Annotated in this window: 16 protein-coding genes; 10 read left to right on the plus strand and 6 right to left on the minus strand. The window is 59.7% G+C overall.

Annotated features, from left to right (window positions below; genetic code table 11):
• The first annotated feature begins 232 nt into the window (after nucleotides 1-232).
• The 7 genes from BLQ12_RS02760 to BLQ12_RS02790 all read left to right on the plus strand — a co-directional run bounded on the left by BLQ12_RS02760 (nucleotide 233) and on the right by BLQ12_RS02790 (nucleotide 10,093).
• A complete protein-coding gene (locus BLQ12_RS02760; protein ID WP_226860024.1) occupies nucleotides 233-442 on the plus strand; it encodes a hypothetical protein in 210 nt (69 codons plus the stop codon).
• Between the two features lie 11 nt (nucleotides 443-453).
• On the plus strand, nucleotides 454-651 hold the full coding sequence (locus BLQ12_RS02765) for a YgaP family membrane protein (protein ID WP_092207963.1): 198 nt from the start codon (nucleotides 454-456) through the stop codon (nucleotides 649-651).
• Nucleotides 652-889: 238 nt separating this feature from the next.
• On the plus strand, nucleotides 890-2,284 hold the full coding sequence (locus BLQ12_RS02770; protein WP_092207965.1) for a TolC family protein: 1,395 nt from the start codon (nucleotides 890-892) through the stop codon (nucleotides 2,282-2,284).
• 6 nt (nucleotides 2,285-2,290) lie between these two features.
• Nucleotides 2,291-3,400: an efflux RND transporter periplasmic adaptor subunit gene (locus BLQ12_RS02775; protein ID WP_092207967.1), complete on the plus strand. Its 1,110-nt coding sequence runs from the start codon at nucleotides 2,291-2,293 to the stop codon at nucleotides 3,398-3,400.
• Nucleotides 3,401-3,594: 194 nt separating this feature from the next.
• Entirely contained in the window at nucleotides 3,595-6,807 is a 3,213-nt protein-coding gene (locus tag BLQ12_RS02780) for an efflux RND transporter permease subunit (RefSeq protein WP_092207969.1), read from the plus strand.
• An 850-nt stretch (nucleotides 6,808-7,657) separates the two neighbouring features.
• Complete coding sequence (locus BLQ12_RS02785; protein ID WP_092207971.1) at nucleotides 7,658-8,656, plus strand: TRAP transporter substrate-binding protein; 999 nt, start codon at nucleotides 7,658-7,660, stop codon at nucleotides 8,654-8,656.
• Between the two features lie 282 nt (nucleotides 8,657-8,938).
• The gene (locus BLQ12_RS02790; RefSeq protein ID WP_175469454.1) at nucleotides 8,939-10,093 is read left to right on the plus strand and encodes a uroporphyrinogen decarboxylase family protein; all 1,155 of its coding nucleotides are present in this window, start codon (nucleotides 8,939-8,941) and stop codon (nucleotides 10,091-10,093) included.
• A 145-nt stretch (nucleotides 10,094-10,238) separates the two neighbouring features.
• Here the strand turns inward: BLQ12_RS02790 and BLQ12_RS02795 are convergent, their stop codons facing one another.
• Nucleotides 10,239-10,946, minus strand: coding sequence for an IclR family transcriptional regulator (locus BLQ12_RS02795; protein ID WP_175469455.1), 708 nt, complete (start codon nucleotides 10,944-10,946; stop codon nucleotides 10,239-10,241).
• 517 nt (nucleotides 10,947-11,463) lie between these two features.
• Between BLQ12_RS02795 and BLQ12_RS02800 the strand changes: the two genes are divergently transcribed.
• Both BLQ12_RS02800 and BLQ12_RS02805 read left to right on the plus strand, forming a co-directional pair.
• Complete coding sequence (locus BLQ12_RS02800) at nucleotides 11,464-12,096, plus strand: corrinoid protein (protein ID WP_092207977.1); 633 nt, start codon at nucleotides 11,464-11,466, stop codon at nucleotides 12,094-12,096.
• Between the two features lie 723 nt (nucleotides 12,097-12,819).
• On the plus strand, nucleotides 12,820-13,452 hold the full coding sequence (locus BLQ12_RS02805; protein ID WP_175469456.1) for a histidine phosphatase family protein: 633 nt from the start codon (nucleotides 12,820-12,822) through the stop codon (nucleotides 13,450-13,452).
• Nucleotides 13,453-13,588: 136 nt separating this feature from the next.
• Here BLQ12_RS02805 and BLQ12_RS02810 read toward each other — a convergent pair whose 3' ends face one another.
• The 5 genes from BLQ12_RS02810 to BLQ12_RS02830 all read right to left on the minus strand — a co-directional run bounded on the left by BLQ12_RS02810 (nucleotide 13,589) and on the right by BLQ12_RS02830 (nucleotide 21,643).
• Entirely contained in the window at nucleotides 13,589-14,941 is a 1,353-nt protein-coding gene (locus BLQ12_RS02810) for a M23 family metallopeptidase (RefSeq protein WP_092207981.1), read from the minus strand.
• A gap of 225 nt (nucleotides 14,942-15,166) precedes the next feature.
• Nucleotides 15,167-15,607 (minus strand): hypothetical protein, encoded by a 441-nt coding sequence (locus BLQ12_RS02815; protein WP_092207983.1) that lies wholly within the window; start codon nucleotides 15,605-15,607, stop codon nucleotides 15,167-15,169.
• Between the two features lie 547 nt (nucleotides 15,608-16,154).
• Nucleotides 16,155-18,215, minus strand: a complete 2,061-nt coding sequence (locus BLQ12_RS02820; RefSeq protein ID WP_092207985.1) for a HAMP domain-containing methyl-accepting chemotaxis protein — start codon at nucleotides 18,213-18,215, stop codon at nucleotides 16,155-16,157.
• A 338-nt stretch (nucleotides 18,216-18,553) separates the two neighbouring features.
• Nucleotides 18,554-19,399, minus strand: coding sequence for a DMT family transporter (locus tag BLQ12_RS02825; RefSeq protein WP_092207987.1), 846 nt, complete (start codon nucleotides 19,397-19,399; stop codon nucleotides 18,554-18,556).
• Nucleotides 19,400-19,636: 237 nt separating this feature from the next.
• Nucleotides 19,637-21,643 (minus strand): methyl-accepting chemotaxis protein, encoded by a 2,007-nt coding sequence (locus BLQ12_RS02830; RefSeq protein ID WP_092207989.1) that lies wholly within the window; start codon nucleotides 21,641-21,643, stop codon nucleotides 19,637-19,639.
• Nucleotides 21,644-22,113: 470 nt separating this feature from the next.
• On the opposite strand from BLQ12_RS02830, the gene BLQ12_RS02835 reads away from it, so the two are divergent.
• Complete coding sequence (locus BLQ12_RS02835; protein WP_092207991.1) at nucleotides 22,114-22,548, plus strand: arsenate reductase ArsC; 435 nt, start codon at nucleotides 22,114-22,116, stop codon at nucleotides 22,546-22,548.
• The last annotated feature ends 145 nt before the right edge of the window (nucleotides 22,549-22,693 follow it).

Here is a 22,693-nt window from a genome sequence, read left to right on the forward strand (position 1 = left end):
TTCCGGTTCCGCCTTTCCCTTCGAGGCACCACCCCGTCTCCACACCCCGAGGGCACCGATCCCCCCGATGCCACACCAGATCCCGTTCGCATGGCACAGCCTCACCCTGCCGCACCGGCAGGTTCATGCCTTTATCCCTCACCACTGGCATGTATCTTGAATGGTTCTCATGTCAGGGAGGCGCGTGATGCGTACAGGCCCTGTTGCAACGAACCGATGCGGGAGAAAAAAAGTGAAAGCATGTGACCACAACATAAAGACCACCCTTGAGCTGGTTGAAGCCATGATCCAGCTGGCGGAAAGGGGGGACAGCGACCGTGAAGACAGCGGATGCGGTATCCTTTACGGCATCCTTCGCGACGCCGCTTACAAGATCAAGCAGGTGGCGGAGATGGAACGGGAAGCCCACATTCGAAAAGGGTGGTGGGAAGAACACCCGTAAGGAGACCACCGATGCCCATCGAAAAAAGCATGAGAGCCATCGCCGGGACCTTCGTGTTGCTGAGCCTTGCCCTGGGGTACCTTGCAACCCCCTGGTGGCACCTGTTCACCGCCTTTGTGGGCGCCAACCTCCTTCAATCCGCCCTCACCGGCGTCTGCCCCATGGAGCGCCTTCTGGAGCGGCTCGGGGTCAAGCGGGAATCTGCCTGACCGCCCCAGCCCCTTTTCCAGACAACCTTCCTTAATCATGGCATATCGACCCGATGCGTTTGCATTAAGACGTCGTTTCGTGTAAGCGTGTAGAAAACATAAAAAGACACAATACCCCGCACCACCCGCCGTGACCCCGGTTGCTTTCCATGCAACGCACGGCACGCAAAGTCCGCCGGCACCACCTGACCATACACCCCGCAGATCCACCGACACCGCTTAAGGAGCACGGGTGCACATGAACCAAGGCCATCGAATCCGCCCCACTCTCTTCGGGATCCTCACCACAGCCCTCCTGCTGGTCTCTGCCCCCGCCGTTGCGGTCTCCCTGACCCTGCCCGGGGCCGTTGCCACCGCCCTTGTCAACAACCCCGACCTGCAATCGGCCGATGAAACCGTCTCCCTGGCCCGCAGCCGGATCGAAAAGGCCAGGGCTGCCTTCTGGCCGACCCTGGGGCTTTATGCCGAAGCCATGAGGGCCGACGCCCCGTCGGCCTACCTGTTCAAAACCATCGATCAACGCCTCTACGAACCCGGCACCGACTTCAATGATCCGGGCATCCTCACCAACATCGAAGGGGGGCTTGAGGTGCAGATGCCCCTGTACAACGGGGGACGCAATCATCTGGCCATGGCCTCGGCACGCTCGGGACTCGACGCCACCCTGGCCCGCCAGACCAGCACGCGACAGCAGCTCACCGCCGAGGTGATCGATACCTGGTACGACATCCTCTCCTCCCGGCAGTTCATCCTCATCGCCCAAGAGTCGGTGAAAACAGTCACAGCCCAGCTTGAGGTGATGACTGTCCGCTACAAAGGGGGCAGTGCCCTCAAATCAGACCTTCTCTCCCTGAGGGTCAGGCTGGCCGAAGCCGAAGAGCACCTTCTGGCCTCCCGAAACCGCCTTGAGCTGACCCGGGCAGCCCTCTTCATCCTCCTGGGCCAGGAGCCCGACGCCCCGGACGATCTCAGCCAGGAGCCTCCCTTCGGCAACTGGGAGCCCCCTCCCTATGCCCGGGGCCTTGAGCAGGCCCTTGAACGACGCTGCGAAATCCAAGGGGCCCTGGCCCTTGAGGACCAGGCCCAGGCCGGGACCACCGCCGCCCAGAGCGGACACCGCCCCGTGGTGAACCTGGCGGGCCGCCTCTACGCCAACGACGACGGCTTCGACCACTCGGCGGACCGCGCCAACTGGTCCATTGCCCTGCGCATGGACCTTCCCCTCTTCTCGGGTTTTTCCGTGGAAGCCGACACCCGCTCCGCCCGGGCCCGGGAGCGCCAGGCCCGGACCATCCGACAAAAGGCGGTGCTCACGGTCCGCCTGGACGTTAAAAACGCCTACCTGCGTTACGAAGAAGCCGTCAAGCGGTTACAGGTGGCCCGGAAAGCCGTGATCATGGGGGAAGAGACTCTCTCCCTTGTACGGAAACAGTACGAAGGGGGCTCTGCCACCATCACCCGCTACCTCGAAGCCGAACTGGCAAGGAACAGGGCCCGCATCCGCCAGACCGCCGCCTACTACGACAAGAAGAAAGCCCTGGCCGCCATCGCCCGGGCCACGGCCACATCGGAACAAGGGCCCGGTACCCTCTTTTCCGATCCCCGCCCCCAACCCACCACCCCGGAGGCCTGATCCGCCATGGAAAAATACCGCTGCCCTCTCCTGACCATCTGGCCCCTTGCCCTGCTCCTTCTCACCGGGTGCGGCAGGGGAGAAGCCCCTGAAACGCCCCCTGGTTCCACCCCACCCCCCACCCACCAGGTCCGGGCCGTCCTGACCCCCGTCACCCAGACCTACAATGCGGTGGGAACCATCCGGCCCGAAACCGAAACCGTCATCGGAGCCCAGGTCACGGCCCAGATCCGCGAGATCACCGTCACCCCGGGTACGTCCGTCACCAAAGGGGATCTTCTCATACGCCTGGACAGTCGCCAGCTCTCCTCTCGCTTCCACCAGGCCCTGGAGACCAGAACCTCCGCCGTGGCCGCCAAAAAGGAGGCCCGCCAGGCTTTGGTGGCGGCCAAGGCCGATTTCGATCAGGCCCGCGCCGCCTTTGAGCGCACCCAGACCTACCACAGGGAAGAAGCCGCCACCGACCAGCAGCTGGAGGAGGCAAGGGCTCGCTACCTCACCGCCGAAGCGGGGGTCAGCCGCGCCGAGCAATCCCTGGTCGCAGCCGAAAGCGGCATCCGCCATGCCGATGAGGTGGTCCGAGAGGCCGAAATCGCCCTGGGGTACTCAGAACTCAAGGCCCCGGAGACCGGAGAAGTCCTCAAAAAAATGGCCGAACCCGGTGACCTCGCCCTGCCCGGCAAACCCCTTCTGGTCCTGCGCACGAGCCGTCGCCTCATCCTGGAGGCCCACGTGCGCGAAGGCCTCATCGGCACGGTCAACCCCGGAGACACCCTCTCCGTCAAGCTGAAAACCCTGGACCGAACCGTCCGGGCCGAGGTTAAGGAGATCGTCCCCTACGCCGACCCCAAAACCCGCACCTTCCTGGTCAGGGCCACCCTGCCCATGATCGAGGGCCTCTACCCCGGCATGTACGGCAAGCTCCAGGTGCCCCTGTCCACCGTGGAGGTCATCACCCTCCCTGAAAAAGCCATTCAGAAAGTGGGCCAGCTGGAACTCGTCCGGGTCAAGACACCCGACGGCTGGCAACGCCGCTACATCCGCACCGGCAACCCCATGGGAGGCGACGTGGAGATCCTCTCCGGCCTCAAGCCCGGCGAAACCGTGGGGTATTAAAATGCCTCCGGCGGCCCTGCCGGGGCCAAACTTTTGAAAAGTTTGACAAACAGGTTTTTGCGGAAGCCTTCGCGAACCATTTTACACCGAGAAACGAGGGGGGGAGGTGATTCGTATCCTGGGGTCCAGGGGATCATCCCCTTGCCGCCGGAGGCTTTTTTTCATGAACATTGACCATGGAAGGCACCTGACTGATGAGTGACAGGAACACGATGGACACCGGTGTGGTGATGGGTATGGTGAAGCGGTTTCTCACCTCGAAGCTGTCGGTGATCATGGTCATGGCGGCCCTGCTCCTGGGCATGGCGGCCATTTTGATAACGCCCCGGGAGGAGGAGCCCCAGATCGTGGTGCCCATGGCCGATATCTACGTCCAGGCTCCGGGGGCAACGGCCGAGGAGGTGGAACACCTGGTGGCCACGCCCCTGGAGCAGCTGCTCTGGCAGATTGACGGGGTGGAGTATGTCTACTCCATGGCCAGGCGGGACATGGCCGTTGTCACGGTGCGGTTCTTTGTGGGGGAGAGCCGGGAACACTCCCTGGTCAAGCTCTACAACAAAATCAACATGAACATCGACAAGGTGGCCCCCCTGATCCGGGGCTGGGTGGTGAAACCCGTGGAGATCGATGACGTGCCCATCGTGGCTGTCACCCTCTACTCCGAAGCACACGACGACCATCAGCTTCGGCGCGTGGGCGAGGAGCTGCTGGCCCGGCTCGCGGAGGTAAAAAACGTCTCGGGGACTCAGATCGTGGGCGGTCGCAAGCGGGAGGTCCGGGTGGCGTTGCAGCCCGAGCGCATGAAGGGCCTGGGCGTCTCCCTTCTGGAGGTGAACCGCGCCCTCTCCGGCAGCGACGCCTCGATCACGGCCGGGCATTTCAGCCGGGTAAACACGGAGTACACGGTGACCAGCTCCTCTTTTTTGAAAACCACAGGTGAGGTCAAACGCCTTGTGGTGGGGGTGGCAAGCGATCGCCCGGTCTACCTCCGGGATGTGGCCGAGGTCATGGACGGACCGGAAGAGCCTCGTTCTTACAGCCGCTTAGGGTTCTCCCACCAGGCCATCAAAACACGCGGGCTTCAAGGAAAAGAGGCGTCCATGCCCGCAGTCACCCTTGCCATCGCCAAGAAAAAGGGGACCAACGCCGTCACCGTCTCCCGGGATGTGCTGGAAAAACTCCAGGAACTCAAAGCCACCATGGTCCCTGCCGGCATGGAGACCGAGGTGATCCGCAACAACGGGCAGACCGCCCAGGATAAGGTCAACGGGCTCCTGGGCTCCCTTGCCTTTGCGGTCCTTTCCGTGGTGGTCCTGCTCATGATCGCCCTGGGATGGCGAGAAGCCCTGGTGGTTGCCGTGGCCGTTCCCATCAGCTTCTCCCTGGCCCTTTTCGTCAACCATCTCTTCGGCTACACCATCAACAGGGTGACCCTTTTTGCCCTTATCCTCTCCCTGGGCCTTGTGGTGGACGACCCCATCACCAACGTGGAGAACATCCAGCGCCACATGGCCGAGGGGACAAAAAACGCCATGGATGCCACCCTCTACGCCATCGGCGAGGTGCTCTCCCCGGTCATCATGAGCACCATCTCCATCATCGTCTGCTTTACCCCGCTGTTCTTCATCACCGGGATGATGGGCCCCTACATGGCCCCCATGGCCATCAACGTCCCCTTGACCGTCACCTTCTCCACCCTCTGCGCCCTCACCATCGTGCCCTGGATGACCTATCTCCTGCTCAAAGGCTCAGGGACGGCCCTGAAAAAAGAGGCCCACGTCCCCGGCACCGCACAGGCCTCTCGGGTTGTCCGGCTCTACAGACGGGCCGTGGGCTTTTTCCTCGTCTCCCAAAAAAGACGAAAAGTCCTGGCTGCCGCAGTGGGTCTTCTCTTCATCGCCTCGGCCCTGCTGGCCGCCGTGGGGCTTGTCCCCTTAAAACTCCTGCCCTTTGACAACAAAAACGAATTTCAGATCGTCCTCGACATGCCCGAGGGAACCACCCTGGAGTCCACCGATGCGGTGGTCCGACGGTTTGAAGCCTACCTGGAAAAGGTGCCCGAGGTGACCAGCATCGCCACCTACACCGGCACCTCCTCCCCCATGGACTTTAACGGCATGGTCCGCCACTACTACCTGCGCCAGGGGAGCCACCTGGCCGACCTCCGGGTAAACCTCACGGACAAAAGCAGGAGGAGCATGCAAAGCCACGCCATTGTCCTGCGCCTCCGCGCGGACCTGGAGGCCCTGGCCCGGGAGACCGGCGCAACCTTAAACATCGTTGAGGTGCCTCCGGGGCCACCGGTTCTGGCCACCCTCGTGGCCGAACTCTACGGCAGCCCCGAGACACCCTACAGCGCCCTCATCGATGCCGCCGACGAGGTGGCCGGAACCATGGGAGAAGAAGCCTTCGTCACCGACGTCGACACCACGGCCGTAGCTCCCCACACCCGCGTTGAGGTGACCGTGGACCGCGAGAAAGCAGCCCTTCACGGCGTGGACACCCGGGCCATCATCCGCACCCTGGCCGCTGCTTCCGGGGGGGCCGTGCCCGCCCAGGTCCATGCCCCCAGGGAACGCACCCCCTTGAACATCCGGGTCACCCTTCCCCTGGCCAGCCGCTCGGGCATGGCCGCCATCGGCAACATCCCGGTGAAAACCTCTGACGGAAGCATGGTCCCCCTGGCGGAAATCACCACCATCCACACCGTGCTGGAAGAGCAGCCCATCCTCCATAAAAATCTGGAACGGGTGGTCTTTGTCACCGCCGAAATGGCGGGACGGGCCCCCGCCGAAGCCGTCCTCTCCCTGAAAAAAAAGGTAAAACACGCCTTCACCGGCACAGGCATCCGCATCAACTGGAGCGGCGAAGGGGAGTGGAAGATTACCCTGCGCGTCTTCCGGGATATGGGCATCGCCTTTGCCGCAGCCCTTCTTGGCATCTACATCCTCCTGGTCATCCAATCCGGATCCTTCTCCATGCCCGTGCTCATCATGATGGCCATCCCCCTGACCATCCTGGGTATCATGCCCGGATTTTTCCTCCTGAACCTTGTGACGGCCGAGCAGGTGGGGGGCTATCACAACCCCGTCTTTTTCACCGCCACCAGCATGATCGGCATGATCGCCCTGGGGGGCATCGTCATCCGCAACGCCCTGGTCCTCATCGAGTTCATCCAGGATGCCACAAAGGCGGGCATGCCTTTGGCTGAAGCGGTTCTTCAAAGCGGGTCCAAGCGCCTTCGCCCCATTGTCCTCACCGCGCTGACCACCGCCATCGGTGCCGTGCCCATCACCTTCGACCCCGTCTTCTCCGGTCTTGCCTGGGCCCTCATCTTCGGCCTGTTGGCCTCCACCCTCTTTACCCTGGTAATCATTCCCGTCACCTACTATGCCCTCCACGAATAGGGTGGCCCAGGCGGGCAGGGGCCTTTTTCCCACATGGCGATGCCTCCTCCTGCCCCTTAGTCCCCCTATGGGGCAGTCACAAATATCTCAGCCCCTCTCCCCGCCATAAGAAAATCCACCGACCGGGACCCTTTTACCGAGAAAAGGTACAAAACGTGTGTCACCATCCCATCCCCCGTCCACCCCACGGGTACACGTCCCCCTGAGGACAGGTATCTCCCAGAAGCCACACCAGGACACACAAGCCACTTATATTGCAGGATATAGACACATCACCCCGGTTTCAAAAGGCCCCAACGCCCCTTACTCAGCGTATCCATAATCCCATAATGTGGAACATATTTTTTATTTTATCATATTGTGTTGACAGTATCGAAAGGGGTGTGTCAAGTTATCAAACATTGTGTTGGGTTGAGAGGGTTCACGGATCCTCCCCGGAAAGGGAACCCCATCACAGACCAGGGAACCATCCCCTGTGAAACGTTTATGCCTCTGCCCTCCGTCAACATCTCCTTTGACGGTTCACCGGAGGCGCGACCTGAGTGTCCTTTCTTCGACCAGTTTGTGTCGAAAAACGTTTCCAGGGCGTGTCACAAAAGATACGAAGCGGTGCCTTCACCGGTCCGCCTCCAGATACATACCGCTGGGTGCCTTTGTTGTCCTGCCCGACATCCTTATCAGGTGCCCCTTTCCAGCCGCTGACAAGCGGCTGGAAAAAATGCGAACGCGTACACAATTTGTTGCCCCTGCAGGCAACAATCAAGGCATATATCCCTGTATGGTAGCCTGGGGCCCCAACCCGCCCCAACCGTATATGCCCCAATCAACAATGCGTATAGGAGGAGGTAGTATGTTACGTAAGTCTTTTGTTGTTGCCCTTTCATTTCTTACCCTGGCCGTGGTCGGTCTCACGGGCGCCCAGGCCGCACAGACCATCAAGCTCGGCTACGGTGATCCCCCAGAGTCCGATCAGGGTGTTTACGCACGGCGTTTCAAAGAAGTTGTGGAGCAGCTCTCCGAAGGGGATATCAAGGTTGAGCTCTTCTCCGGCGGTGCCCTGGGCACCGAGACCGAAATGCTTCAGACCACACGAAAAGGGACCCTTGACATGTCCCTGGTCTTCAGCGGCAACGCCGTTCCCTTCGTCAAGGAGCTGGGCACCCTCACCATGCCCTACCTCATCAAAAACGAGTACGACGCGGTGAAAGTGACCACCGGCGAACTCGGCGCCTTTTGGAACGAAACCTGCGTCAAAAAGGGTGGCTTCCGCATCCTCGGCTGGGTCTACTCCAACTTCCGTCACCTCACCAACAACGAGCGACCCGTTACCTCCCTCAAGGACGTCAAGGGCCTCAAGATCCGTATCCCCCAGAATAAGATCCACATGGCCACCTACCGTGCCTGGGGCGCCAACCCCGTGCCCATCTCATGGCCTGAGACCTTCACCGCCCTTCAGCAGGGCGTTGTGGACGGCCAGGACAACCCCTACATCGTCATGTACACCTCCAAGTTCCAGGAGGTTCAGAAGTACTGCACGGAAGTTCACCACATGTACGCCCTGCAGTTCCTCTCTGTGGGTGAGCGCAGCTGGAAGAAATACGACCAGAGGACCCGCGATATCCTGACCCGCGCAGGCATCGAAGCCCAGCAGTACAACCTCCTCTTCCAGGTCAAGGAAGCCTCCAAGGCCAAAGAGGCCATGGCCGCCGCAGGCGTCCAGATGAGCAACCTCACCGATGAAGAGGAGTGGATCCGACTGGCCAAAGAAAAAGTCTGGCCCAATTTCTACGACTTCATCGGCGGCAAAGAGATCATCGACAGAGTCGAGGCCACCCTGGCAGCAGAATAACCCCTTTGCATCACGTCACCATCTCCGGTTAGCCACCCTGACCGGAGACGGTCCCTGCCCCCCGGCGACGGCGCCGGGGGGTAATTCGGACAGACACGACCCGGGCCAGCCAGAGCCCTGCCCCGGAGTGGCCCCGGCCGTGTGTAGCTGAACAGACAAAAAACAAAACAGAAGGGTTCCCCGGCACCTTGCGGCACCGCGACCGCAAGACCTGTCCGGCCCCATCACAGACCACGTGAACCCACATACACGAGATCCCTTTCCGGGATGAAGGAGTCATCCATGAACCATAAAGAACGCGCACTCACCGCCTTGAACCACGAAGAGCCGGACCGGGTTCCCATTGACCTGGGAGGTCGCAACACCACCCTCATGCTCAACGGATATGAGGCCTTCAAGAAAAAACACGGAAAAGAGGACCTCCCCACGGAGATCATGTCCAAGGTCTGGCAGACCGCCTTCATCGACGAGCACTTCCTCAAACAATACAACGCGGACTTCCGCCATGTCCGGCCCAAGAACATCGTGGTCCTGGGCGAAGACGCCAAGCAGGAGTTCACCGAGGACGGCTGCGAGATCTTCACCGACCAGTGGGGCGTCAAACGTAAAGTGGACGGCGAATACGCCACCATCCACGAATACAACATGAAAGAGCCCACACTGGAGGCCATTGAGAACCACCCCTGGCCCCATGCGGCAACGGACTTTGATTTCAGCAATGTCGGGGCAGAAGCAAAAAAGCTCCACGACGAAGGCGAGTATGCGGTGGTGGGATGCATGGGAAGCCCCGGCAACCTCTTTGAGCAGTGCTGGTGCATGCGCGGCATGCCCGAGTTCTTCATGGACATGATGGCCAGGAAGGATTTCGCCCACGCCCTGCTTCGCAAGGTCTGCGACCACAGAAAAGAGAACGCGCGCCTCTTCCTCGAAGAGGCCGGCGAGTACATTGATGTGATTCAGTGTGCCGACGACCTGGCCATGCAGAACGCTCCCTTCATGTCCATGCCCATGTACCGGGAGTTCATCAAGCCCTACCAGGCGGAACTCTTCAGCTACATCAAGAGCATGACCAAGGCAAAACTCTACTACCACAGCTGCGGCGCCGTCACCGGCCTGCTGGACGACCTCGTGGAGATCGGCGTGGACATCTTGAACCCCGTCCAGGTGTCTGCTACGGGCATGGAGACCGATCAGCTGAATAAACGCTTCGGCGACAAGCTCTCCTTCTGGGGCGCCATCGACACCTTCCATGTCCTGCCCAACGGCAGCGTCGACGACGTTCGCAAAGAAGTGGCCACGCGCATCCGGGACCTCGCCCCCGGCGGCGGATACATCCTGGGCTCCGTCCACAACATGCAGTCCGACATCTCCCCTGAAAATGTCGTGGCCATGCTGGAAGCCGCCATCGAATTCGGACAGTATCCCATCGCCTGCTGATCCCCTTCAGCTTCCGGTAATAAAAAAGCCCCCCTTCACACTGGAAGGGGGGCTTTTTTGCGGATGCGGCCCCTTACTCAAAAAAAAAGGCGGCGCTTCTCAATCAAAGCGATCCGCCAGGGACACAGGGCCATAGATGTCCGGGTTAGCCGATATTCTGCTTCAAATACCCCACAAGCTCCTCCCGCTTGGACTCCCACTCACGCCCCACCAGGGCATCCACGGCCATGGCGCCCACCAGCTTCCCCTCGAACTTCAAAGGGTAGGAGACCCCGAGGCCGCCCTGGACAAGGAAGGATTCCGCGTACCCGTATCCCAGCTTTCGGGACAAGGCCACATATTCCATCAGGGTCTCCCGGTCCACAAGCAGCACATCGCGCAGCCGCTCTTTATTCCGGTCCAGGATGGCCGTTATCTTCTCGTCGTCCAGAAACGCCAGCATGCCCATGGACGGGGAGCCGAACCCCAAAGGAGCCCTCTCTCCGGGGCGACAGGCCGCCAGCTGGATCACGTTGGTCCCCTGGAAAATCCCCACGCATTTGCAGTCGTCCCCGTCCCGGATAAACAGGGAGGTGGTGTAGCCGAACAGCCGGGCCACGTTTCCGGCCAGGGCCCCGAAACTCGTCCGGACATAGTGCTCCATGGAGAGGCCGGAATAGATGACGCTGTCCGACCCGATAATGTAGGTCTTGTGTTTCTGATCAAAGGAGAGGAACCCACAGTCAGTAAGCACCGACAGGAGCCTGTGAGCCGTGGAGGTAGTAATCTCCATGGCCTCGCTCACCTCTTTGAGGGTGGTGGGGGACTCCCCCCGCTGAATGATCATCTTCAATATATTAAGAGTACGATACACACTTTGTGCGCCTTGAATCATGGAATCCAACCTGTGGTGTTTTCGGATCCTTCATCCTTGTTCGGCCGGGGTGGCCTGCAGAATCTCCTGAATCCATCATTAATTCACAACGATGACATACCCATACGTCAAAGAAATTGCAAGGAAAATCCCTGAATCCATGGCTGGTCAGCATCGCACTTATCCCATATTATGAGATATAAGATATATATTCCCATATTATATTGACACCATACATCCCCTGTGCCATGATGCCCGTGAAGAACCCGGGAACCCACTGTCACGAGAAAAATCCCGCCTTCTTCATCATGCGCCGCACCAGCGGAACCCCTTGATGCCCTTATTTTTTCAAGGGGCCCGTTGCACGGGCGACACCCCCGGAAAGGTTCGGCCCAGTCAACCCGATCTGTTTTCTTGACGGCTCTGTAACCGCCCGCCGCCCCGCAAGGACTCAACCACCGGCAGGGGTCGGAAGAAACGTTGCACAGTGTCCGTCTTCACCAAAGGAGTAAGTAAAATGTCTGTTGAAAGTGTCTTCCAGGCCGTTATCGATCTTGATCCCGCCAAAGTGGTAGCAGATGTCAACGCAGAAATTGCTGCCGGGACCGCCGTCAATGAAATCCTCAACCAGGGCCTCATCCGGGCCATGGATGTGGTGGGAGAACGTTTCTCCGCCGGGGAGACCTTCGTTCCCGAAATGCTCATGTCCGCCCACACCATGAAATCCGGGGTGGAAGTCCTGAAGCCCTACCTGACCGGCGAAGACGTCAAAAAGGTGGGGACCATCGTCATCGGGACGGTCCACGGGGACCTGCACGACATCGGCAAAAACCTGGTCTGCATCATGCTGGAAGGGGCCGGATTCAATGTCGTGGATTTGGGCGTTGACGTGCTGAAAGAAAAGTTCATCGAGGCGGCCATCGAGCACAAAGCAGACATCATCGGGCTCTCAACCCTTCTGACCACCACCATGTGCGTGGTGGAAGAGACCGTTGAAGCCATCAACGAAGCGGGCCTGCGGGACTCCGTCAAGATCCTTGTGGGCGGCGCGCCCCTGAACCAGGATTTCGCAGATCGCATCGGAGCCGACGGCTTTGCCCCGGATGCCGGTGCCGCAGGCAAAATGGCCCGGGAACTGGTTCTCCAGTAAGGGATATGGAAAAAAATGCCTCCGGCGGCCCTGCCGGGGGCCAAACTTTTGAAAAGTTTGACAAACAGGTTTTAAAAACCTTTCTTAAGGGAATTCGTTTTTAAAGACGACTGCATTCACCCCGAGGAACGAGGGGGGGGAATGCAGTCGTAACCTGGGGCTGGCCGCCGGAGTTATTCCGGTTAACGCCAAGGGAATCTCAAACGGCCTTCATCGTGTTTCCAGAAGGATGAAATGGGCCTCTCCTGCAAAAACAGTTGCCACATGCCACACATCACGCGAATGCCCCGAAAACGATCGCATAATGACTGCCTCCATGCATTCGCCATAGGGTTTCAAGGTGCCCCCACCTTGCCGCCGGAGGCATGTTTCGTTTGCCCTTCCCTTCCCCCCAATAGTCACCGCCCTGTTCCCTTACCCCGAATATTTCATGAGAAAACAACCAGGCCAAGTCAATTAAGGTGTCATTACAAGTCATTATCTAAAAAAATCAGATATTTAAAAATGCAGAATGTCATGCATCGTTTTCTGGTCGCTTTTCTCACCCTTCTTCTGCATTATCAGAGCTTTGAGGTAAACCACTACATCTGCAGCTCTGATGCCTTGAATATGGGTGGACTCGACTCGTGAAATATCCGGGTTAGGCCCCTTGCAATTTACGGGCATCGCGATATGCTCATTCACGATTTCACCAAGAACCATCCAAGCAAACGGGACACCGGCATGACACCTACCCCCACCACCTTCTTTCTCGTGCGTCACGGACAGACCACCTGGAACGTCGAACGCCGCCTTCAGGGACACCTGAACTCACCCCTTACGGAAACCGGTCGCAGGCAGGCCCGGGCCGCCGGGAAAACCCTTAAGGACACCCCCATCGCCGCAGCCTTTACCAGCCCCTCGGGCCGGGCCGTGGAGACCGCAGAAGGAATCATCGGACGCCGCGACATCACCCTGACCCGCCACGAAGGGCTCCGGGAAATCGGCCTGGGCCCCCTGGAAGGCATGCCCCTTTCCGAGGCGGAGAAACAGCACCCCAAAGCCTGCCGCGATTTCTGGGAAGCCCCCCATGACTTTGACCTGCCCGGGGCCGAACGGTTCAGCCAGGTGCAGGAGCGTGTCCTTGGTACCATTGACGGGCTCTTCCGCTCCCATGCAGGTCAGACCCTTCTCCTTGTCTCCCACGCCATCGCCATCAAGACGGCCCTGGCCTTCTTTCTTGAAAAGGAGCTCCGGGACCTGGGCGATATCCGCCTGCCGGAAAACGGACGCATCCTCACCCTGCGGGAAACAGGCGGACGCCTGGCCCTGCTGGACCCCGACGCCTGCATTATCAAAGCAGAAACCGTTAAATAAAAAGGCAATGCCTCCGGTGGCGAGGTGTGCCACCTCGAAAACAGGCTGCGAATGCGCTTTCCCCTTCCTTCCTCAGGGAAAATCACATTCGCCACTGGTTCAGATTAAACTGAATCTGTTGTTAAAACCTGTTTATTCAACCCGTCGGTATAGGATCAGGCAAAAGTTTGGCCCCAGGCAGGGCCGCCGGAGGTATCTCTGCGGCGTGGGAAAAGGAATCAGCCCTTGGTCTCCGTGGACTGGCGGCCGGCCTGGCAACCGGTACCAGAAGCTGGGGACGGTACTGGGCCATGATGCGGGAGAAGGCCTCTTTTTGGGTGGCATCAATGGAACCGGCACGGGGTGTGTCGATCTTGGTGGGGTCCACGGGTTTGCCGTGGATCTTCATGCGAAAACAGAGATGGGGCCCGGTGGCAAGGCCGGTGGAGCCGACGTAACCGATGAGATCACCCTGCTTGACTTTTCTGCCGGTGCGCATGCCCCTGGCAAATCGGGACATGTGCAGGTAACCGCTCTCATAGCCGTTGCCGTGGGTAATCAGGATATGGTTGCCCGAGCTGTTGTTGGTGGCGACCCGCTTGAGGGTGCCGCTGCCGATGGCGTAAATGGGGGTTCCGGTGGGGGCGGCGTAATCGACGCCGTAGTGGGGCTTGTACCGTTTCTGGATGGGATGGTAGCGCCTCAGGGTAAACCCCGAGGAGATCCGGGTAAAGGCCACCGGGGTCTTGAGAAACACGTGACGCAGGTTCCTGCCGTCGGGGGCATAGTATTCGCCGGAGCCATCCGCATCTTCCATCCTGAAGGCCTCGTGGAGCTCCCCCTGGTTGGTAAAAGCCACGGCCAGGATCCTGCCGTACCCCTTGAAGACGTTCCCTGAGTACCGCTTTTCCACAAGCACCGAGAAGGTGTCTCCCACACGCAGGTCATGGATAAAATCGATCTCCCAGCCCATCAGGTTGCCGAGCCGCACTGCCAGTTCGGGTTTTTCCCCCGCTTCTGTCATGGCCCCGTACAGGGAGGTGCGGATCGAGCCTGTCACCCTCTCCATGCGGACATCGTAGGCGATGGGCTTTACGATGGCCGTGTAGTCTTCCCCGTCCCGGGACACCTCAAGGTAGCTGTCCGAGTCGATGGCGTATTCAAACCGCGTAAACTCTTCGTCCAGGGTGGCCACCTGCCAGGTGTTGCCCACCCGGATCCGGGTGAGATCGTACACCGGTGTGCAGGCCCCGGCAAAGGCATAGACTTCCGATGGGGAGAGCCACTTCTTCAAGATGGAGGCGGCGGTATTTCCGGAGGAGACCTTGCCCTTCACCACGGTCTCTTCGGGCTCCGGGGGAAGGGCCGGGGCTTCGGCCACCGGCTCTGAAGCCGGGGCATCGGCCGCACCGATAACCGCGGAGCTCGCTCCGCCATCGTGCTCGTCACAGGAGGTAAACAAAAGGGCAGCCAGGAAGACAACAAGGAAGGGGATATTTTTATATTTCATCAAGTAGATTCACTTAAAATTGAGGTCATTGTATCGGGCAACGGACGTGGCGATGCCTGGCGGTAAAACGCCGGGCCAGCAGAAATGGGAGGGGAAGAAGCCACTGTCCTGCAAGAATTCTTTGTCAACAGGACGTACCACGATCAATGATTCGCTGTCAAACACCCCACAAGGCCTCCCCCGTGCCGGTACGGAGAAGGCCCGTGGTGTCGCACGCAAAAGCCCCTATCCGATAAGCTTTTTACCGGTGAGCTTCACAAGGGCCTTTGACAGGGCTTTGGGCTCCCAGGGTTCAGGCAGGCCGCCGCTGGCGGTGAGGAACAAGAAGGCCTGGGCAAAGTGGGAAAGAAGGGTAATCTGCTTTTCCGAAATCGTCTCGCTGGGGACGATGCGGATGTTGTAGGGGTTTCCGTCTTCCGTTTTAAAGGGAATGGCGGCCACCGTACTATTCGGTGGGTTTTCGCGGGTCTGGTACACCACAATGGGAAGGTCATCGGAGACCGTTTCCCGCACATCGTCAATGACGGTCGAGATATGGGGAAACATCTCCTCGGCCCATGAGAGGGGCCCTCCCCACCCGAAGGTATAGGTGGGAGCAATCTTCGTCCAATCGGACTTCAACACCTTTTTCGCCTGTTTCTGGACATCATGGATCTTTGCCTGCATGGCGCTGCCTCTCTGCTTTCCAGGCCCCGTCGGGACCGCATGGTGTGTTAGGGATACCCCGGCAGGACCGCCGGAGGGTTTTTCGCTCTTTTACGCTGAATCGTTACGGTTTTTGCAACTATTCAGATCCTAAAAAGCTGCCTCCGGCGGCAAGGTGTGCCACCTTGAAAGCAGGTTGCGAATGCGTTTTGCCCCTCGTTCCTCGGGGCAAATCACATCCGCCTTTAAAGTAACATTCATTCAAGAAGCCTTTTTAAGACCTGTTTGTTAAACTTTTTAAAAGTTTAGCCCCCGGCAGGGCCGCCGGAGGCATAAGCTGAATAGTTACCGGTTTTTTTCGTTATTGTGTCGGCCGCCATGTCGTGTTTGACAAACCGGCCCGCCCACTGTTCCGGCAGACGACTATACACCAGCCGGGCAATAAAAAAAACAGCCCGTGAATCCATGGATTCACGGGCTGTGGACGGGTCGTGGCGGCAACTAACCCCGCACAAACAGTTCAAACGCGCACCCCCGACTGGAGTTCAGGGGGCACTTTCAGATTCCTTTACAGGGTAAAACGCCCCGTCATCCCTTTGAGCTCCCCTGCCAGGTGGTTCATGTCCTCGGCGCAACGGGTCAGGACGTCGGTGCTGCCGGTGATTTCCCGGGCCGACACGTTCACATCGGCAATATCCCGGGCAATGGACGCCACCGTGGCGGAGTTTTTCCCCACCTGGCGGTTGACATCCTCCACCTTGGCCGAGGCCAGCTCGATGTTGCCGGCAATTTCATTGGTGGCAATGGCCTGCTCTTCCATGGCCGAGGCGATGATGGCAACGATCTCTTCCATTTGCCCCACCACCTTGGAGACCTTGGAGATCTCCGAGACGGTGGACTCGATCTGCGACTGGACGGCGGCCACCTGCTCATGGATTTTTTCCGTGGCCCCTGAGGTCTCCCCGGCCAGATCCTTGATCTCACCGGCCACAACGGCAAAACCCCGCCCTGCTTCCCCGGCACGGGCCGCCTCGATGGTGGCATTCAGGGCCAGCAGGTTGATCTGCTGGGAGATGCCCGAGATGGTCTCGGAGATGGTGCCGATCTCTTCGGCGGAGTCCCCTAAGGCCCCCACCTTGACCGTGGCGTTCTTCGTTCCGGAAACCGCCGAATCGGTGATCTCCTTGGCGGTGTTGGCGTTCTTGCCGATCTCTTCGATGGTGGAGGCCATCTGCCCGGCGGCTGAAGCCACCGAGGAGATATTCTGGGCCGCCTCTTCCACGGAGGAGGCCACAAAGGCGATACCGGTGTTCATCACTTCAGCAGCTGCGGCAACGGTATCCGAACGTTGCGAGGTCCCTGCTGCCCCGGATTTCACCTGGGCGGAAACGGCGGAGAGCTCCTTGGAGGAGCCGGCCAGGTGGTCCACCCCCTCGTTGATGCTCCCCATCATGGCGTGCAGGCTCCCCACCACGGTGTTCAGCGACGAGGTGAGGGAACCGATCTCATCGGCCCGGTTCACCGTCAGGGTCCGGGAGAGATCCCCTTCGGCCATGCCCCGTGATAGGTCCACGCCCTCCTGAAGGGGCGAGGTGATGGCCACGCTGATGGCCACCCCGAAGAAGAAGGAGAGGGCCACGGCCACCCCCATGATGATGAAGTTGGCGGCCTGGATCTTTTTGTACAGGGCCCGACCATCGATGGTAAGCTGCTGCGCATCCTGGCTCAAGGCTTTCACCGCCTTGTCCAGAAGGGCCAGGCTCTCCGTCTGTTTCTCCTGGCAGGGCCCGTTGGCCATGGCGTTCAACTCAATGTTGATGGCAACAGCCTTGTCCACTTCCGCGCCGACCCTGGAAAACGCCTCGGCGATACTGGCCTGAATCGGCAGCATGTCCTGCTGGTAAATACCCGCGGCCCGGGACCGAAGCCCCTGATCAACGAACAAGTCAATCTGAGTGAAATGCCGCTCCAGGGAGGAGGCCTCCAGTTCGACGTTCATGAGCTCTTCTTCGATCACCCCGTTGGAAAGGGGGTACGTGCTGCCCCAGCTGTACAGGGATTCGGAAAGCAGGGCCCAGTCCGTGTTGTCCTTGTCAGCCAGGGTGTAGATGCGCCCGGCCATGCGGTTGACGGCTGCGTCAAAGGCGCCCTTGGCCTTCAGGGTGTCGGCGTGCACCTGCAGGGGGTTGAGTATGCCCGTTGCCTCCAGCTCTTTGAGCTTGGCAAAAAACGCCTCGTTTAATGTGGACCACTCCCCAAAGGCCTGGGTGTAGGCGCTCCATGCCGCGTCCACCTCCGGTGACCGGGGAAAGGATTGAAACGCCGCCATGCTTTTGCCGTACTCCGACCGAATGACCTCCAGCCTGTCGTACTCCGTCTGGAGGGTCTCCGGGTCAAGGTAAGCGCTCAGCAACCCTTGCTGAGACTGCACAAACCGGTTTGCCAGGTCACGCATCTCGGCCATGCGCTCCATGGCCGGAAGGCTCTCTTCTGTGGCCGTGTGGAGATAACTCCCGATGGTGGTAGCGGCATACCGGCCGAAAAGCCCGATCACCACCGTGGCCAATGAGACCAGAAGAAAACTTCCCACCAGTTTTTTCTTCAAGGGAATATCACTGATTTTCAACATACAGAACCGCCTCCTTTGCTTCGTTCGATAGCCCGTGTCCACCACCTGCACCGAACAGGCATTCGCTTTCTCTCACAAATAAACAAGCTATTATGACAGGAGGCGCGCAACCTGTAAGGGAACGCAATTCTATTCCTGCAAGCTCTCCATTTTATTCGGCATACAAAAGCCCGGGCTTTACTGATTTATTCTCTGTGAACCGGAGAAACACGGCTGCACCAGAGATAAATCCCACGAATCAGGAGACAATGGTTTGAAAAAAATCGTGGGCGTTTCCCATGTCGCCGTGCAGGGAATCCCGCTCGCGAAAAAATGGCCGGTGGTCACTTTCCCATCTGCTACCGACTCGCCCTCAGGATCCCGACACCCAACAGGGTCATCAGGGTAGCGACCACTTTCATGAGATCCAGCCGTTCTTTGAGCACCACCACCCCTAAGAGCAAGGCAAAGATAATGCTGGTCTCACGCACCGCCGCCACCATGGCGATGGGGGCCAGGGTAAAGGACCAGGTCACCATGGCGTAGGCTGAAAACGAGGCCCCGCCCCCTTTCAAGGCAAACCGCCACTCCCGGCAGACCACCCGGGTGAGGATCCCCGGACGGACCACCCGCATGATCACTGCAAACCCAGCGGCGTTCAACACCGAAAGGCATCCGTAAAACCCGAGGGCCGTCCCCGCCTCCCGGGCCCCCATGCCGTCCACAAGGGAATAGGAGGCGATAAAGCACCCCGTCACAATGGACAACAGCGCGGCCTGGCCGTTGCGGAGCCCGTCGCTTTTGCGCACCAGGGTCAGGCTCATGATCCCGCTGCCGATGATCCCGATGGCGGCCAGCTCGCTGAAGGAGAGCTCAACCCCCAGAAAGAGCACCGACACACCGGCCACGATCATGGGGGCCACCCCCCGTGCCAGGGGGTAGACCTGGCTCAGGTCCCCGATGCGATACGAGGCCAGCAGAAAAAGCTGGTAGCCCACATGAAGCGCGGCCCCTGCCACCAGGTAGGGCCAGGAATCAAGGGAGGGCAGGGGCGCCACCAGCAGCACGCCAAGGGCAAAGGGCGTGTGCCCCAGCACCACGGCGGTCATGCTCACGTGCTTGTCCGGGGTGTTTTTCACCAGAAAATTCCAGGTGGCGTGCAGCAGGGCTGCAAGCAGGACCACCGCCATCACGGAAAGGGACATGGGAAACTCCTGTTGAGAAATAGGGTTTAGGGGAAAATGGCCTCCGACGTTCCTATCGAAAACTAACCCCCTGAAAAGTTTGATAAACAAACATCAAAAACAGTTTCGATTCAATCTGAATAAATGGCGAATGTGATGTCCCCTGAGGAACGAAGGGGAAAGCGCATTCGCAACCTGCTTTCAAGGTGGCACACCTTGCCGCCGGAGGCTGCTTTTTGGAGCTGAATAGTTACCAGGTCAGATTTTAAACTGCCCCACCACCTCGTTCAAATCCGAGGCAAGGCCCGCAAGCTTTTCGGACCGGCCGTGGACCGTGGTGCTGCTCTCGGAAAAGCGGGTGGCAGACCGGTTGACACCGGCCATCTCTTCGGCGATCTCCCCGGAGCCCCCGGCGCACTGCACCACCTGGTTGTTGACCTCCTCAAGGCCGCGGGAAGCCTGGGCAAGGTTTTCCGCAATTTCACCGGTGGAGCCGGATTGCTGCTCCACGGCTGCGGCGATGGCCCCCACGAGTTCGCTGACCTCATCGATGACCGAGGAGATCCGGCCGATCCCCTCAACGGACCGGGTAGAGGAGTCCCGGACACCGTCGATGCGCTGCCGGATCTCTCCGGTGGCGTCGGCGGTCTGCCCGGCAAGGGCTTTGATCTCTCCGGCCACCACGGCAAAGCCCTTGCCCGCTTCCCCGGCCCGGGCGGCCTCGATGGTGGCGTTCAGGGCCAGAAGGTTGGTCTGCTCGGAGATCTCGGAGATGGCCTCGGTGACCTTGCCGATGTCCCCTGCAGCGGCCCCGAGGGCATCCATGATCACGCTCACCTCTCGGGCCTGGTGCACCATCTCCGTGGTGACGCCCCGGGCCCTTTCGGAGTTCCCGGCGATCTCTGCGATGGTGGCGCGCATCTCCTCGGTGGCCGCGGCCACCATATTCACGTTGGCCGTGGCCTGCTCCGTGGAGGCGGCCACATCGGCCATCACGCTGTTGGTCTCTTCGGCGGAAGCAGCCACGGTGCCCGCCCGGTTGTTCATCTCTGCGGCGCCGTCGGACATGGTCACCGCAAGCCGGGAGAGTTCTCCCCCGGAGTCTTTGACCGCTTCGGCATTTTCCGCAAGGGCCTGGATCACCCCATGGACTTTCTCGATAAAAGCGTTAAACCAGGTGGCAAGGGTACCCAGCTCATCGGCCGTTTTGACCTCAAGCCGCCGCGTGAGATCGCCCTCCCCTTCTGCGATGTCCCGCAGCATCTCCGAGGTATTGATGATGGGGCGCGTCACAATGCGGGCCAGCCAGAGGGCTGCCCCCACCGCCAGGAGAAAGAGCACGCCACCGAACCCCAGGATCATCAGGGTCAGCCGCCGGGTTGCCGACATCACCTCCTGTTTTTCGATGACGCCGATGAGTTTCCAGCCCAGGGTGGGGGAGGTGTAGACATCGGCAAAGCAGTCCACGCCATCCATCTCCACCGCCACATGCCCTGAGGCGATGGAGTCCAGGGTGGCATAGGCCGGTGAGTCCAGCTCCGTCATCTTTTTGAAGTTTGTGGCAGGGTCATGGGGGTTGGCCAGAATGGTCCCGTCCCCCTGAACCAGGATGGCAAACCCGCTTTCACCGATGCGGATGCCGTGGATCATATCGGTCAGGCGCGACAGGGAGACATCGATTCCCACCACACCGGTACGCCTGCCGTCGGGTCCGGTCACCGGAGCCACCAGGCCCACAACCGTAAGCCCGTTGCCGCCGGAGAGATACGCAGGGGTCATCACCAGCTTCCCTGCATCGGCGGGTTTTCGGTACCAGCTCCTCTTGCGAGGGTCGTACCCCGCCTTTTTTTCCGCGGGCAGGGAGGTGAGCAGGCCGCCGGCTTCGGTGCCCAGGTAAATCTCGCAATAGGATGGGCTGGAGTCGTGAACCCTCCGAAAGAGGCGAAAGAGCTCCGCGTTTACCCCGCCGTCCTCAAGGGGCGTGACCAGGGTCTTTTCCGTTGTGTCCACATAGGAGGTCACCTGGTCCCCGACCCCTTTGAGCAGGGGATCTGAGGCCAGCTGGGTCACGTGGCTGGTGATCCCGTCCATGAACAGGTTCATGGCATTGTCCACCTGGGCGAGCTCACGGGTCGTGGCCCCCACAAAGCCGCTGATGGAGAGCTGCTTCAACTGAACCGCCACCACCGCCATGATAATCGCGATGGGAACAACGGCGACACAGGTAAAAGCGATCATCAGTTTCTGCTTGATTGAAAACGTCATCTTTCATTGCCTTTCTACTGAGGCAGCATCCGGAATGCACCTTGCGTTTCTGGCTGCCACGTCAAAGACCGGGCATCGCAGCCGACTCATTCTCTTGAAAAGAGAACCCTGCCATCCATTACACCCCTTGTCTTCGCGTAGAATTGCTTTTCCTTTACTCTCTTTTTTTGCCGGAACACTGAAATTGCCCGAAAGCCCTCCCCACACACACCACGGTGAAGGGACCGGAGGACGAAAATAAGTTGCCGTAAAAAACAGCCATACGGTACAATCGGATTTGTGGTTGAGGCGCGCCTTTGTTTTTTTCACTCATCCGAAGGCGACGCCCCCTCACACAATCCTCACAAAACAGCCATACTGTGGGCCATCACCCCCCAGGGGCCACCGAGGTTCCTGTACAGTACACCCCGCCGGTCGAAACGTTCCCCGGCAGTTACCATGAAACACCAGCACCACAGGAGACACACGCCATGCCCGATACACTGACCCTTCTTTTTCTCTGCACCGGCAACTCCTGCCGAAGCCAGATGGCCGAAGGCTGGACCCGCCACCTCAAGGGCGATGCCATCACCGTCTGCTCCGCAGGCATCGAGACCCATGGGTTAAACCCCAGGGCCGTCTCCGTCATGGCCGAGGCCGGGGTGGACATCTCCGGTCAGCGTTCCCAGAACATCTCCGAATTCATGGGGACAGACATCGATGTGGTGGTCACGGTCTGCGATCATGCCCACGAGACCTGCCCCCTGTTTCCCGGAGGGGCCAAGGTGGTGCATGTGGGCTTTGACGATCCCCCCAGAATGGCCCTTGACGCGGAGAGCGAGGAGGAGAAACTCGACTGCTACAGAAAGGTGCGCGATGAGATCCGCGCCTTTGTTGAGACCCTGCCAGGATCTGTCACAGACTAATCCGCAGGGCCGGTGAAAAAGTCAATCTGAAAAAGAGGCCTCCGGCGGCGAGGTGTGCCACCTCGAAAGCAGGTTGCGAATGCGCTTTCCCCTTCGTTCCTCAGGGAAAATCACATTCGCCTTTGATTCAGGTTAAACTGAAGCA

The sequence above is a fragment of the Desulfoluna spongiiphila genome, assembly GCF_900101345.1.
GTDB lineage: Bacteria > Desulfobacterota > Desulfobacteria > Desulfobacterales > Desulfolunaceae > Desulfoluna > Desulfoluna spongiiphila.